13 protein-coding genes are annotated in these 14056 nt (G+C 52.6%); 8 read left to right on the forward strand and 5 right to left on the reverse strand.

What is annotated here, in order from left to right; all coding sequences use genetic code 11:
- The first annotated feature begins 23 nt into the window (after positions 1-23).
- On the forward strand, positions 24-395 hold the full coding sequence (locus LCH97_RS18065) for a TraR/DksA family transcriptional regulator (protein ID WP_227305744.1): 372 nt from the start codon (positions 24-26) through the stop codon (positions 393-395).
- Positions 396-630: 235 nt separating this feature from the next.
- The gene (locus tag LCH97_RS18070) at positions 631-2070 is read left to right on the forward strand and encodes a Fic family protein (protein ID WP_370630741.1); all 1440 of its coding nucleotides are present in this window, start codon (positions 631-633) and stop codon (positions 2068-2070) included.
- A 405-nt stretch (positions 2071-2475) separates the two neighbouring features.
- On the opposite strand, the gene LCH97_RS18075 is transcribed toward LCH97_RS18070, so the two are convergent.
- Positions 2476-2820, reverse strand: a complete 345-nt coding sequence (locus tag LCH97_RS18075; RefSeq protein WP_227305748.1) for an H-NS family nucleoid-associated regulatory protein — start codon at positions 2818-2820, stop codon at positions 2476-2478.
- Between the two features lie 185 nt (positions 2821-3005).
- On the opposite strand from LCH97_RS18075, the gene LCH97_RS18080 reads away from it, so the two are divergent.
- The gene (locus LCH97_RS18080; RefSeq protein WP_227305750.1) at positions 3006-4463 is read left to right on the forward strand and encodes a UvrD-helicase domain-containing protein; all 1458 of its coding nucleotides are present in this window, start codon (positions 3006-3008) and stop codon (positions 4461-4463) included.
- 37 nt (positions 4464-4500) lie between these two features.
- Positions 4501-5667 carry a tyrosine-type recombinase/integrase gene (locus LCH97_RS18085; RefSeq protein ID WP_227305752.1) on the forward strand — a complete coding sequence of 389 codons (1167 nt, stop codon included), beginning with the start codon at positions 4501-4503 and terminating at the stop codon, positions 5665-5667.
- 316 nt (positions 5668-5983) lie between these two features.
- Here LCH97_RS18085 and LCH97_RS18090 read toward each other — a convergent pair whose 3' ends face one another.
- The 4 genes from LCH97_RS18090 to LCH97_RS18105 all read right to left on the reverse strand — a co-directional run bounded on the left by LCH97_RS18090 (position 5984) and on the right by LCH97_RS18105 (position 8698).
- Complete coding sequence (locus LCH97_RS18090) at positions 5984-6250, reverse strand: hypothetical protein (RefSeq protein WP_227305754.1); 267 nt, start codon at positions 6248-6250, stop codon at positions 5984-5986.
- 86 nt (positions 6251-6336) lie between these two features.
- A complete protein-coding gene (locus tag LCH97_RS18095) occupies positions 6337-6702 on the reverse strand; it encodes a hypothetical protein (protein ID WP_227305756.1) in 366 nt (121 codons plus the stop codon).
- Between the two features lie 33 nt (positions 6703-6735).
- Complete coding sequence (locus tag LCH97_RS18100) at positions 6736-7953, reverse strand: site-specific DNA-methyltransferase (protein WP_227305758.1); 1218 nt, start codon at positions 7951-7953, stop codon at positions 6736-6738.
- A 136-nt stretch (positions 7954-8089) separates the two neighbouring features.
- Positions 8090-8698 carry a hypothetical protein gene (locus LCH97_RS18105; RefSeq protein WP_227305760.1) on the reverse strand — a complete coding sequence of 203 codons (609 nt, stop codon included), beginning with the start codon at positions 8696-8698 and terminating at the stop codon, positions 8090-8092.
- A 342-nt stretch (positions 8699-9040) separates the two neighbouring features.
- Here LCH97_RS18105 and LCH97_RS18110 point away from each other — a divergent pair, with 342 nt between their 5' ends.
- The 4 genes from LCH97_RS18110 (at position 9041) to LCH97_RS18125 (ending at position 13606) form a co-directional block, all read left to right on the forward strand.
- Entirely contained in the window at positions 9041-9706 is a 666-nt protein-coding gene (locus tag LCH97_RS18110; protein WP_227305762.1) for a hypothetical protein, read from the forward strand.
- A gap of 560 nt (positions 9707-10266) precedes the next feature.
- A complete protein-coding gene (locus tag LCH97_RS18115; RefSeq protein ID WP_227305764.1) occupies positions 10267-11142 on the forward strand; it encodes a plasmid recombination protein in 876 nt (291 codons plus the stop codon).
- A 14-nt stretch (positions 11143-11156) separates the two neighbouring features.
- Positions 11157-11564, forward strand: a complete 408-nt coding sequence (locus tag LCH97_RS18120; RefSeq protein WP_227305766.1) for a hypothetical protein — start codon at positions 11157-11159, stop codon at positions 11562-11564.
- Positions 11565-11575: 11 nt separating this feature from the next.
- Entirely contained in the window at positions 11576-13606 is a 2031-nt protein-coding gene (locus LCH97_RS18125; protein ID WP_227305768.1) for a helicase-related protein, read from the forward strand.
- The last annotated feature ends 450 nt before the right edge of the window (positions 13607-14056 follow it).

Below are 14056 nucleotides of genomic sequence, written 5' to 3' on the forward strand. Positions count from 1 at the left end.
ATATCAAACATAAGGTAACACCCATGCAAGAGTACATGACCCAAGAGCAAACCATCAAATTCAAAGAAATGCTGCTCGACCTCCAGCAACAACTGCGCGAAGAGCTACCTCAGCTGACCGCTCAGTTGGCAACCAACGAAAACGCACCCGATCCAACCGATCGCGCCAGCATGGAGGAGGAACGAATCAAACTGCTAACCACACGCGAACGCAGTATAGCGAAACTTTGCGACATCAACATCGCACTGGAAAAGCTGGAAGCTGGCGAGTATGGCTACTGCGAAGACACCGGTGATGAAATCGGTCTGCAGCGCCTCATGGCCAATCCCATGGCACGCTTGTGCGTTGAGGCACAAGAGCGACGGGAAAACATGGGGCGACAATACGCATCCTAGACAGCAGGAAACGCACTGATCGCACCAGGCGTCCGACTACCGGACGCCTTTTTGTATAAATTCCTCGAAAAAAAATTACAACGACCTGCTGTTATAATGAATTTTCGAATCAGCTACCAAAATTTCGAGGCCGACCATGTCTTCAGTAGGCTACCAGCATCTAGTCAACCAGTTCGGACTGCACGTCCGCCCCCTGGCTCGCCCAGCCAGCGTCAGCTCAGCGGTAAACCGCCGCGTGGACAATGATAGAAACATTCTCTTCCCTATTACGGTAACTCTGGACAACACCCCAGTCGGACACCTCGAATTCGCGCTGAGACACGAGGGCGTCAACCTGGAGGTCATCGACGCCCTATTCGAGGTGTTGGAACCACAACTACTCATCGAGCGCTTACGGCAAACCCCTACAGGTGAGTATATTCGCCGCAGCTGCGCTATATGGGAATGGCTGAAAGGCAAGGAGCTGAATGCCGGCGTCCCCCCATCAGGCAATTACGTTGAACTCTTCCCCAGCGACATGTACGCAGTCGCTGCCAATCCTACTCGGATTCGAACCTATCGTGTCACAAACAACGCTCTTGGCACACCCCTATTCTGCCCTATCGTCCTAAAGTCCGCAGTGCCAACATCACCATCTTTGGAGGAACTTCTGGGTGAGGTGGACACTATGTTCCAAGACCAGACAAACACAGATCTCTACAACCGAGCCATCCGGTATCTTTACCTGTCTGAAACCAGAAGCAGCTTTGCCATTGAGCGCGAAACGGCTAATGCGAGCAAAGAGGAAATGTTCGTCCGCCTCCTGGAGATGGCAGGCGAAACAGAGGGAATATCTGAAGAGCGACTGGTTGAACTGCAAAACACCGTAGTACGCGACCCTTTTGCCAAAGAAATGAGCTACCGCTCGTCCCAAAACTGGCTGACAAACAGCACCGGCCGGATCACCTTCTTGCCACCAACGCCTGATGACTTGCTCCCGCTGATGGACGGCTGGGAAGAGTTTGTTTGCGACAACACTCGTGGAGTAGACCTACTGGTTAAAACTGCCTGCGCAGCGTTCGGTTTCGTCTACAACCACCCTTTTATGGATGGCAATGGCCGCCTTCATCGTTTCATGATTCATCAGCTCCTGGCCCAGTCAGATATTTTGCCCGAAGGGGTCCCGATCCCTGTGTCGGCGGTCATCATGAAACATATTCCTGAGTACCTTAATGTACTCGAAGGCTTCTCCAAATCGACTACCGCTCTATGGGACTATCGCCGAGGCGAGCTTGAACCGCACATCACTAGGACCCCAGGAATTCGGCCATATCGTTTCTGGGATGCCAGTCGTGAAACCGCCTTTCTGGGAAAAATGATTGCAGAGGCTGTTCAGAATGAGATCCCGAGAGAGCTGAGCTATCTTCAAGGCTATGATGCAGCATTTACTCAGCTCGACGCAGCGCTAGATATCCCGCATAAGGATCTCGCCATTCTCATACGAGCAACGCAGCAGAATGGCGGCACCATCTCGAATAACGTCAGAAAACGCTACTACCACATTCCGGGAGAAGTCCTGGACAAAATAGAAGCTGTGGTCAGATCTTCCTTCGCAGACCTTCCCACAATTCCTGTGTTAGAAGAGAGCGCGATTGCAGCGCAGCCGACCAGTCGGCCAATACGATTAGAGCCTTAACCAAAAGAGTAGAGCCTAGTTAGGCTCTACTCTTTTCATACAAAGCTACACGTGGCTAGGATTTTATCAGTGACTCCGCGCCCACTCCTCGATAGTCACCCCAGATTTATCATCGTCAATTCGGCAGTACCTTGCCTTGCCACAGAAGATACTGGTAAACCAAGTGGCCATCCACGAACAAGGAGCAACAAAAACAGGCCAATGGTAACCATTTACAAAAACCTTGAATCGACTGAGCCTCACACCAATAGCAAAAACTTTTTTCAGATTGCGCATAATCATCACAGAGCTGTTGTGTTGTAGATAGTTTGCCAACCAGAGCTTAACCAACGAAGTGACCGGTACACACGCCAACGAAAAAAGCCGCAAGAAGTGCGGCCTTTGGAGCAAAACTGCCTACTCGCTTCAGACTGTCGGGATTCTCAGCGAATCAAGAGCGCTGCCATCTTTGATCCACTCCTCTACCCATTTCGGCTTACGGCCACGACCGGTCCAGGTTAGCGACTCGTCTTCCGGATGACGGTATTGGGGGGCAACGGGCTTGCGCTGGCCGCCTGCTTTCTTGCCGCCCTTGGCAACCAGATCCTGGAGATCAAGCCCGTACTGATTCGCCAACTCCATAATTTTGCGCTTGGCTTCTGCCTGCTCGGCGTGCTGCTTGCTTTGCAAGACTGCCTCAACCGTGGCTTTCAGCGAATTCAGCTCTGCAACGCTCAGGCCATCTAGATCCTGCTCAGTAAAAAGGCTCATTTTTTCTCCAAAGATATCAGACCTGCCTGTCGGCAAGACCGTATTACACAACATGCATCCAACTTAGACAAGCCCAACAGTTGACGCAACAACGATCAGGCACAGACTAAACAAAATTGTCCACTATTTTGATTTTAATAGGTATACTTTAATAGTAATTAAATCTAACTTTTTGGTGAATAAAAATGAAAAAGCCTGCCAAGACCGGCCAGCAGAATGCCATCATTTCGGCAGAAGGTCGCCGCATTCGCGTCCTTGCTTTCGCGGGAACAGGCAAAACCTTTTCACTCGTTGAGTACACCAAAGAGCGCCCGCTGAAACGTTTTCTCTATCTGGCCTTCAACAAGTCAGTTGCTACCGAAGCGCAATCGCGCTTCCCCAAAAATGTTGTGGTCAAAACGACCCATGGTCTTGGCTTCCCTCGTTTCGGCTCTGCCTTTCAGCACAAGCTAGGCAACCTCCGTGAGATGGATGTCATTACGGCACTAGGCTTACCGCGATTTGAATACACCCTCGCCGCCGGCGTCTTGTCAGTTATCCGTGGTTTCTGCGCATCCAATCTGCGCCGGCTATCTGATCTGCCACGTGTCGAGCCGGACATCCTCGCACTGGCTCAAAAATTCTGGGCACTCACCACTGACCCAAACAGTTCAGTTGTCACCGAGCACGACACTTATCTCAAGCTCTACCAGCTCTCGAACCCGATTCTCAACTATGACTGCCTACTCTTCGATGAAGCGCAGGACGCCAACCCGGTAACAAGTGCGATCGTTCTTTCCCAGCAGACCCAGGTTGTTCTTGTCGGCGACTCCCACCAGCAGATCTACCAGTTCAGAGGAGCGAAAGACGCTCTCGATATGGTAGATGCGGACATTACCTTGCCCCTGACACAAAGCTTCCGATTTGGCCAAGGCATTGCTGATGTAGCGAACGCCATTCTTGATGAGAAAGGCGAGCCGATGAAGCTCTCTGGCACCGACTCCCCGGTCAAGTACGGTCAGTTCTTCATGAACAACGGCACACTCATCGGCCAGACAAACATGGGGCTGCTTGACGCCACGATCGGCAAGAAAAATGTCCACTTTGTCGGAGGACTTGAGTCCTACCGTATTTCGCTGATCGAAGATGCGCACGCCTTGAATGTCGGCCGTCCGGCCAATATTCGTGACCGGCTGCTCAAAAACATGGCATCAGCTGACGATCTGCGACGCTATGCAACAGAGACCGGTGATGCAGACTGCAAATTCCTGGTGAAAATCTTGGACGAATACGGCCGGAATCTTCCAGATGTTGTTGCAAGCCTGCGCAGCAATGCAGTCGCTCGTGAAGACCAAGCCGGATGGGTCGCCACAACAGCTCATCGATCGAAGGGACTAGAGTGGGATCGGGTTCATCTGGTGAATGACTTTGCTAACCCGTTCGAGTATCAGAAAGAGGTCCAGGAGACAAAAGGCCTCCCTAGCTCCGAAGCTGTGGCCAACATCAATCTTGCATACGTGGCTGTCACTCGTGCCAAGAAAGAGCTTCGCCTGTGCGATACTTTGATGGATTTTTGTCGCGAGAAGGGGCTCCCGGTGACTGATTCATCAAAGCCTCCCCCTGCAAGTCCAAGCAAAAATGCTGGCCAAAATCTTGCCGTCTGATGAATAGATCATTTTTTAAGCGCGACCAATGAGAGCCTTGACTACACAAGCAAAACGCTTGCTTCCCGACCAACTTATCCACAATTTCTGTGTACAGTTTGTCTCCCCCGGCCGGCCAGATTCTGATTGCCTGATCGACGCAGAGAACGACATTCAGGCGGCTGCGCATTGGCTGAATGAGTTCAAAAACTCCCCCATGACCCTAGCCGCATATGAGAAGGAATCGCGCAGATTCCTCATCTGGCTGATAGAGCGTGGTCAGTCTTTTTCCGAGCTGACTCGTGCCGACATTACCGAGTATGAAAATTTCATGCGCAACCCACTTCCCGTCGAGAAGTGGCAAGGCGCTCCTGTGCCCTTCACGTTGGCATCCGGCGATATCAACCCGAACTGGCGACCATTTGTTCGCGGCCAGCTTTCTGAAAACTCAATTCGCCAGGGTTTGACCATCCTTCAAGGGCTTTTTGATTACCTGCAAGATGCAGGCTATCTCCGCAGGAACCCCTTTGCGCTTGTGCGCCAAAAGGGTCGAAAGCATACAATCCAGACCCCGCAGGAGCGGTATCTCAAAGAGGACGCCTGGTCGGCTGTGTGGGACACAATCCTTGACCTACCCCAAAAGACGGAATCTCAGCTGGCCGGCTACCATCGCTCTCGCTGGTTGCTTGCCCTGCTTTACCTGACAGGCGCTCGCCGTCACGAAGTTGCCAGCGGTAACTTTGGGACCTGGTTCGTCAAAGACCAACGCTGGTGGTGGCGGGTGACCGGCAAGGGCAATAAAACGGCAGACATCCCCATCCCTGAAGATCTGGTCGCCGAAATGAAGATCTATCGCCGCCACATGAATCTGCCCATGGTGCCGGTGCCAGGCGAAGATACTCCGCTCATCACGACTCGCCGCAAACGTCCTGACGGGAATAGCTCTTTGAACGATCGCACGATCAACGCGATCGTGAAGGACATCTTCATGAAAGCGGTTGCACGAGTAGAAGGAGAGCAACCAGAAGTCGCAGTATCTCTTCGCCAGGCATCATCCCACTGGCTGCGGCATACCAATGCAACCATGCAGGTAAAGGCGGGAGCAGATCTACTGATGGTCAACAAAAACCTTCGACATGGAAAACTCGAAACAACGCGCAGGTACGTTCATCAGGATGACGAGTTGCGGCACGATGCGGCCGGGCTGGTAAAACTGAAGAAATGATCCATGAAAAAACCGGCTCACAGGCCGGTTTTTTCATTACTCAAAAGGTAGATCCAGACAGATATCAAGGTAGCTGCCGCGAACCTGCCTGCAATCAACCAATAAATACGGATAGCCAAAGTTCGTATGTTTCAGGCTTCATCGATATTCTCCAACACGTCTAGCCTAGTAGGGGTAGTAGGTTTTGACAACCTGCCGACCATCCATACCATCTCAAGGTTAGTCGGGTCTCGCTCGCGCTCACCGCCGTTGTCGTGGTATCTGGCTATCGGGTTCCTGTCCTACTACCCCAACCGTGGCAGATGCCCCTTTCCCTTTACTGCGCCGGAGTCAGCGCATTCGGCCAACGCTGCTCGGTTTCAGTGTCAAAACCAGCAGCCAACAAGGAACTGTCCTTGATTTCACTTGCTGCGTTATCAACGCCGCAACCGTCTGCAAAGAGATCATATGCGATCCCATTGCGCTCAGCCTCAGACAACTCGCGACCAAGCCGCTTGGAAACGTCAGCAGTCCACGCCTGAAATTCACGTTCGACCGGAATAGCAGCCGACTCGGCCGCCGCCATCGTTGCCATGTTCATCATTGCAGCCACCTCCACTCTGTTTACCAATGCCGACATTTTCGCATCTCGGCAGATCACAGCTAAGTGACCATCCCTACGTAGCAGATTCAAAGTGACATATCACGTCGAGCTGCACTTGCCCCTGACTCCGGCTCGGCCTTCTGGCCCGTACTGGGAACTTCAAACCCCGACATCAAGCAGAACTTGCGTATGGCAGCCTCCATGAGATCAGGCGAAGCCAGGTCCTCACCCCAAACCTCGTTGCCATCACCATCGTAGAGAACCGCTGTCACGGCTGCGCCGGCCACAAGCTTGTGCGTATCCGTGGCACCATCAGAAAAAGAGATCTGCCACTTGTGGCCATCTACTCCGAAGTAGCGATACCAAGCAGAGAAGCCTCCACCGGTCTCAACCTGCTCGAAGCCTTCCCCTTGCAGGAAGTCCGCCACCTGCCTGTCAGTATCAAAAGTCATGTTGTCGCTTCCTTTGCGTTTGCACCGCACTTGTCACATTGCAGCCATCATCGGGTTCAGCCAGTATCCGGGGAAGATCCTGAATCGCTCCGCTGACGCTCGTATGTATTGAAGAATCCACTCACTGACCATCCAGCGCCGGCCCAGTCGCTCAGCAGCCATACCGACCTTAATCGTACCCCCAAACGGATCAACAACCAGGTCCTCAGGCTCAGAAAGAAAGCGAATCAGAAAATCAGGGATAGCCAGCGGGAAAGCTGCACCATGAGATGGCAGGCCAAGTCGCTCGGCGTCCTCTTTGTACTGTGCGCCATCACGGCACACGTGACCACGCATCAGGACGTTTTTCGGAATACGGCCTTCCGTCATGCCTCCGAAAGAGCCTGGCCGCAACTTGTACGCCCCATCGCCATACTCTGCCGTGCGTTGCTCGCCACCTCTGGCCAGTAGCGCCTTATGGCGCTCACTGTGCTCCTCAAGGACTCGACGATTGTTAGAACGCACTTTGTGAGGATCATTTGTCAGCCACAACACCGGTTCGTAGCCAGTGTTCAGCTGAACTCGCTTTTTGCTCGCCCATGCGATCGGAGCGGGCGGCTTCGACAGATTGACCCAAGGGATCATGTCCATCTTGTAAAGCCCAAAGCGATCACACAAGGCAATGGTCAACCGCTCCAGGTAGAGAGAGCGAGCCGGCACCCCCGGCAGGAAGATATCGTTTGAAAGATTGATGCATACGCTCGCGCCAGGCATCAAGTTCTTGATGATCGGCTCGAAAGAACGGCAGATGAAATCCGTATATTCACTCTCAGAAGGGTTTCCATAAGCTCTGGGGATGCGAAGCGGATACGGCGGACTCGTCACGCAGAGAGCAATCTGCTGCTCAAGGCCGCCAAACACATCGCGGCATGCACCCCACACAGCCACCCCGAGATCCGTAGAGAAGGCTACAAGCTTCACGCCACTCTTGGCCCGGTCCAGATCTTCTGTAACCTTCTCGGTTAGCCCCCAGATGCCACGCTCGTGGCGAGTTATCACTCCCATGGCTTTCAGCTCCTGCTGATGCCAACGGATTTTTCTCTTGACGACACTACGCAACGCGCCGGCCTCGCCGATCGGCGTTCTCGCATTCAGCTCATCATTGCTGAGGCCAGCCCTCCGGCTGACCTCGGAATACAAAGTCTCATTATCGAGACACACCTTCGCATCCGCATAAGCGGCGGCGACATGGGAAAACAAGTCCAGTTGCATGCCGTGATCCTCACGTTTCTTGCAGCCTGACCAACACGTTGCTAGTCTACAAACAAGCTGCCTTCCCAGCCAGACTACCCAACCGACTGCCCTCGAAAAAAGAGACCGGCCTGCTGGCCGGTCAGATTCACTCTTGTTACATCGACGGGGAGGGACTCGATTTACGAGGGGTAATCTCCGGCACCCGCAACAGGCGCTGATCAACACCCAAGGCCTTCATTACTGCACGCAGCTTCTCGACCGGGAGCGGATCGCCAGCATCGTCCTTGATGTGCAGGGCATAGCTTGTCCGCGCACCGGTCGAGAAATTCACGTCATCATCCATGGAATTCAGCCAAGCATGCCCAGAGGTAACCGGCTGCTCAGAGGGCGACAGCGTGCCAAACTTGGTAGCCATGCTCTTCAGCTCATCCAGGTCAACTTCTTCGTCTTCCACCTCGAAACCGGTATCTTCCGGCTCACCGGCTTCGATACCACTCTCGGTCCACACCTGGTAAGTGATCGAAGCGGAGTAGGTTTCCATCACGGGGTGATGGATGCCACGATCTTTTGCGTACGCGATCGCGGGAGCCAACCAGTCATCATCAGATGGTCTCGGAATGGAAGGCTTCTCCAGTAGACCATCTTCAATGGCCCCGAGAAAATCATCGCCCTTCAGGTCAAACAGATCCTCGCCAGTCAGGTCGTCGTAAAGCCGCAGACCTACCTCACCACGTTCGTTCTGATAGTCAGCAACCAAGGCCATCGCGCACACCTCTCAAAAGTTAAGTTATGACATAGTTACTACTACAGTATAACTATTTTTGTTTTGAATTTGCGACACTTTTCACATTGTATTGCCTAAGTCACTTGTTTGTTACCCACCCAATCCTCTACCCTTGTCTTCATGATGAACGAGGCGATCTCTACCCAACTTTATGCGTCGCCAAAGTGTGTGTGATTGCTGCAACACTTTTCTAGGTTGTCGAGCTGACCATTTAACTAATAATCAGCGCGGATTCGCACTCCGGCTGCAATCAAAATGCAATGAAATTTATCAGTGCATCATCCGCTGAACAATCGACACCAAAAAAACAAAGGAATAAAAATGGAAAGCAAAGAACCTGTCGTGATCACCATAAAAATTAGCGACCCCGACGAGTACAATCGCTTTTCTGAGATGAAGAAAAACGCTGGCATCCAAAACGAAACAGACGGACTAGTCATTCTTTCATTGATCAGCCTTGTTGCTAACGGCGGCATATCTGGCCAAGACCTGGCAAAGCTCGTTGAGCGCAGAAAGCTGATCTCAAAAAGTATTCGCTCAAAGGGAATCAAGGAAGGACTTCGCCGCAAGAGGATGTCTCAGCAACCTGCTGAAATACCGCAGGCCACTGAAACGCAAACAACCGAGCGCCACTATTTAGTGACAAAAGACAACCTAGCCACTCAGGCGCTCGTTGAGAATATGGGACTGCCTCAGATCCATATCCCTGATGAGCACGAACTTCACGTTGAAGTCGATATCGGCTCTGCCGCCGCTGAAAACCCGGCCGCACAGCCCGCCAGGCCAGAAGGCCAGCAATCACAACAGCCGGCCAGCACAATGCAGCCACGGCCGCCTGCGCATCCCCAGCAGACCGTACAGCTCCAAGCCGAAGAGCCGCCAGTTGCCACACGACGCACCGACACTTCAGAAGGTACAACTACCAGCAACAACAGTGCGCCCCTTGGGAGCAACATCCCGGACGCAGCATTCGACGGGTGGATCTGACCGCTTACCGTCCCTCTACACAGCCGGCCTCCTGCCGGCTTCTTTTTTGCCATCCGCCCGGCTACACCCACACTCTGTATTGCCTATGTTCACCTTAGTATTGCCTGTGTCGCTACTTAGTATTGCCTAAGCATCACTTAGTACAGCCTATGTTTGACTTTGTATTGTCTGTGTTGCCTATGTTTTCCCGCCTACGAGTGAACCAGTCCAGGGCAGACGGGCATTCGCGCTGTCACGGCTCTCTCAGCACTCCAACTCTCGGAGGAGGGGAGACCCGGACTCGAAGCATCCCAAAAGCCCCAAAAATCCGACAGCTTAGTATTGTCCAAGTCGAAAGCAGGCCAATCGAACAACCGTTTGATATGCGACCATTGCCTGCCACTATGCTGCCCAAAAATCCCAAACGTCATGATCATGTCGAGCCATAACCTTCAACCCTCCTCCTCCGAAAAACAGCTTAATTTTTAATCATTTTGGCTTTATACTATCTAGCAACTCTATCTAGCTTCACCAGTCAGTTCGTAGGGTAATCATATATTTGATTTTTTAGGGATTTCCTCATGCGACAAGCGCAATTCATCCACATGCAGGGTTACCGTCTGCATGCGCATGACACCTACAAGCGAAAAAAGACCGTCTTGATCGAAAAATGCTGGGGCGTTCGTGATGTTGTTGCGGAGGCCATGCGCGTCCCAGAGGCATCCAGGCATGTACCCAACCCAGAACCCCCTCACATCTTCCGCTACAGGTCTCCCGTTGATGATCCGAACGACTATCCGGACTGGATCGAGGAGCACATGGGCTATTGCAGAGAGTCTGACGGAGCCAGGCTGAGGAAGTCTGCCATCGCCCTGGCCACCTACATCGTGAGCCTTCCCTCTGAGCTGAAAGACCTCACCCCGGAATGCATGCGGCTGTCTGCCGAGTTTTTGCAAGAGATGCTTGAGAACAGCGGCGTCGATCTCACATTTGGCATCCGTCACCTGGACGAGTCCAACCCACATATCCACTTCTGGGCGACGCCCTCCATGGCCAGCATCGAAAAGCAGTCTTGGAGGCTGTCTCCTGTTGTTTCGCTTTCCTCGCCAGAATTGACCAAATTCCAGGATCTCTACTGGCAAAAAGTCGGCCGCAAGCTCGGGCTTGCCAGGCGGTCTATCAGTCCAACGCTTCAGCGGGTCAATCGTTGGGTATACGACAAAATTAAGAGAAACGACCCAGTTAGCCTTAAGGAATTAGTTTCTGGCGAGCCGCTTTATGAGCTGGGATACGTGCAAGCTATTCAAGAGCTAATAAAGAAGGGACTCATTACCGAGCTATCAGCAACTGAAATTCTAGAAAGGAATTACCCGGAATTTGTTAATCCATTCAAGGAAAGTCTTAAAACAGGCAACCTATACATTCCGCAATCTCTTGAATTTAAACCGGATATTTAACCGAGGATAAGACTATGCGACTTCTAAAAATATTGGTATCTCCCTTTATTGCTCCGTTCAGAATTTTGTCAACCATCAAAACTGCCTCTGAAAGACTGGCAACCATGAATGACATGGTTAAGCCGAAGCATGAGGAAGGATATAAATGGACCAGACCAGATAATTACGAAGATATCAGGAGAATATCCGCTAAAACTTCGCGAATTCTTTGGTATTGCAGCGCAAGCTGCCCATTTCTGGCAGCCATGGCAATTATCTATGACTTCCCTGCACTCATGGCATACAACCTCGCTATGATGGCCGGAACAGGTGCTCTGCTGGCACTCAGGTTTGCCCTGATCTCGCGGCAGATGCAAACTGGCGACTTGGCAAAGTCACGCATTAAAGATGCATTCAAAGATAAATGGTGGTTCCCAAACTAAGGAGCTGAAGAATGAGCACGCGACCGCCTGGCAGTAGCAAGGCCCCAAAGAAATCAGCAATCCAGGTGGAGGAGCTGGTTTCGAAGTGGATGGACAGTTTAGGCATTGCCTCTGACTTACAGATCCCGTTCATCCTTCCACGACGATACGAGGACTACTCCCAACCAAAAACAAGACTATCCAGCGACCTTGTCGGCCAGCGCGTAACCATTCACATCAGGGCCATTAGTAGCGGAGAAGTCGTCCGAGACGGCAAGTCGAAGACGTTCTTGAAAGCCGTGGACATGGCAGGAAACCAGGTACTGCTCTCCCGGTTTGGTGAGTCATACGCCATGATTGGCACTACGCCGGGCACGGAAATGCACGTGTCTGGCACGCTCATTCAAAAGGGCCGGTCGGGGTTCGAACTGGCAGGCGCAACCATCGCTCCGCAGGAGTGGGTTGGCAAAGTCCGTCCGATCTACCCCAAAACAACAGACAAGCCTGAATTGAACGATGCCATTGCTGGCATTGCAGCTGCCGTCCTTCAAGACTCGCCAGACTTCATCAATGAGTACGTCGGCCGCTTTTTCACCAACATGACTAGCAAGCAGATCCTGGCCAAAATTGCCGTTACCGGGCTGAGCGATGTTGCTGCGCTTATCCTGATGGCACACCGTCCGAAATCGTTAGAGTTCGCCAAGATGGCTCAAGATGCCTTGGCCACGCTTGCTACACTCGAAATGGTAGAGCAAGGCAAAACCCAAATCAGCCGAAAGCCTTCAACGGCATCAGTGGTCTCAATCAAGCATGACCACATCCCCGCCCTAGCAAAGGCCCTGCCATTTACCCTGTCACCAGAGCAGCAGGTCGCCGCATCAGACATCCTCCACGACCTCATGTCTCCCTTCCCCATGTTCAGAGCGCTTTCTGGCGACGTAGGCACGGGCAAGACTGCAACCTTCGCGATCGCAGCAGCAGCAGCCCAAAAGGCAAACGCTCAAGTAACGATTCTGGTGGTCAATGAATTGGTGGCCAGACAAATCCACGCCGAGATCGCCTCGGCCTGGCCTGATGTACCTGCCAAACTTGTCCTGGATGGCACTAAGACAAGGGAGATCAAAGCAGTGCTGCCGGATAACCCCATCTTAATCGGCACAACTTCGCTGTTCTCTCGCTGCCGCAAACTGAAACTGAAGACCGACTTCCTTATCATTGATGAGCAGCACAAGCTCTCACTGGCTCAGAAGCAAGAGCTGCTGAGCGAAAACACTAACCTGCTTGAAGCCTCCGCCACGTTCATCCCCAGGACCGCCGCACTCGTCAAGTTTGGTTTGATGGATGTTTCCACACTCAAAAACTGCCCAGTTAAGAAAACCATCCATTCGACGCTAGTTGAGAAGGATGACCAAGGCACGGCCTTTGATGCCATAAAAAAAGCCATAGGGCGCGGCGAGCAAGTCGCCATCATTTACCCCCAAGTAGCAAAAACCAAAGCAGAACAGGAGCGGCACAACCTTGAAGAGGCAATTACCCGATTTGAAGCGGCCTTCCCCGGTAAGGTTGTTGGGCTTCATGGCGGCATGTCTGGCGACGAAAAATCCTCAATCATTGATGCGATGAAACAGGGACGGCACCAGGTACTGGTTACCACCACAGTGATCGAAGTCGGTGTGACATTGCCAGATCTCAAGGTTGTCGCAGTAGTCCGCCCTGATCGGTATGGTGTTGCACAGCTTCACCAACTCCGGGGCCGAGTTGCCCGCAAAGGCGGGGAAGGGCATTTTTTCATGCTACTGACGGATGAGATTGAGCAAGAAACCCGAGACCGCCTCAATCTCCTTGTGAACTATTCGAGCGGCTTCGATTTGTCCCGACATGACATGCTTCAACGGGGCTTTGGTGATCTGTCCGATTCATCCGATAGCCAAACGGGTGCGTCCACAAGCGAAATCTTCCCAACCATCAAACTAATGCCTGATGACATTGAGCGGATGGCTGAAATTCATCAAAGGCAGGTCCCACGGCAAGCAAGAAAGCAGTCCCCAGCCGTCACAGCCTGATACAGTAGAATCCAACCCGGCATAGCCGGGTTTTTTATGTCTATAGAATAGGGCTGTCGGGGGTGTGCTATTAGCACACTCGGTGTCTGGCTGTCGGGGGTGTGCTATTAGCACACTCGGTGTCTGGCTGTCGGGGGTGTGCTATTAGCACACTCGGTGTCTGGCTGTCGGGGGTGTGCTATTAGCACACTCGGTGTCTGGCTGTCGGGGGTGTGCTATTAGCACACTCGGTGTCTGGCTGTCGGGGGTGTGCTATTAGCACACTCGGTGTCTGGCTGTCGGGGGTGTGCTATTAGCACACTCGGTGTCTGGCTGTCGGGGGTGTGCTATTAGCACACTCGGTGTCTGGCTGTCGGGGGTGTGCTATTAGCACACTCGGTGTCTGGCTGTCGGGGGTGTGCTATTAGCACACTCGGTGTCTGGCTGTCGGGGGTGTGCTATTAGCACACT

This window comes from Vogesella sp. XCS3, from assembly GCF_020616155.1.
Taxonomy (GTDB): domain Bacteria; phylum Pseudomonadota; class Gammaproteobacteria; order Burkholderiales; family Chromobacteriaceae; genus Vogesella.

Excerpts from the sequence above, each read along its gene's own strand:
- LCH97_RS18065 (WP_227305744.1), top strand. The coding sequence starts at position 24 with ATGCAAGAGTACATGACCCAAGAGCAAACCATCAAATTCAAAGAAATG.
- LCH97_RS18075 (WP_227305748.1), bottom strand. The coding sequence starts at position 2,820 with ATGAGCCTTTTTACTGAGCAGGATCTAGATGGCCTGAGCGTTGCAGAG.
- LCH97_RS18080 (WP_227305750.1), top strand. The coding sequence starts at position 3,006 with ATGAAAAAGCCTGCCAAGACCGGCCAGCAGAATGCCATCATTTCGGCA.
- LCH97_RS18090 (WP_227305754.1), bottom strand. The coding sequence starts at position 6,250 with ATGATGAACATGGCAACGATGGCGGCGGCCGAGTCGGCTGCTATTCCG.
- LCH97_RS18095 (WP_227305756.1), bottom strand. The coding sequence starts at position 6,702 with ATGACTTTTGATACTGACAGGCAGGTGGCGGACTTCCTGCAAGGGGAA.
- LCH97_RS18100 (WP_227305758.1), bottom strand. The coding sequence starts at position 7,953 with ATGCAACTGGACTTGTTTTCCCATGTCGCCGCCGCTTATGCGGATGCG.
- LCH97_RS18105 (WP_227305760.1), bottom strand. The coding sequence starts at position 8,698 with ATGGCCTTGGTTGCTGACTATCAGAACGAACGTGGTGAGGTAGGTCTG.
- LCH97_RS18110 (WP_227305762.1), top strand. The coding sequence starts at position 9,041 with ATGGAAAGCAAAGAACCTGTCGTGATCACCATAAAAATTAGCGACCCC.
- LCH97_RS18115 (WP_227305764.1), top strand. The coding sequence starts at position 10,267 with ATGCGACAAGCGCAATTCATCCACATGCAGGGTTACCGTCTGCATGCG.
- LCH97_RS18120 (WP_227305766.1), top strand. The coding sequence starts at position 11,157 with ATGCGACTTCTAAAAATATTGGTATCTCCCTTTATTGCTCCGTTCAGA.
- LCH97_RS18125 (WP_227305768.1), top strand. The coding sequence starts at position 11,576 with ATGAGCACGCGACCGCCTGGCAGTAGCAAGGCCCCAAAGAAATCAGCA.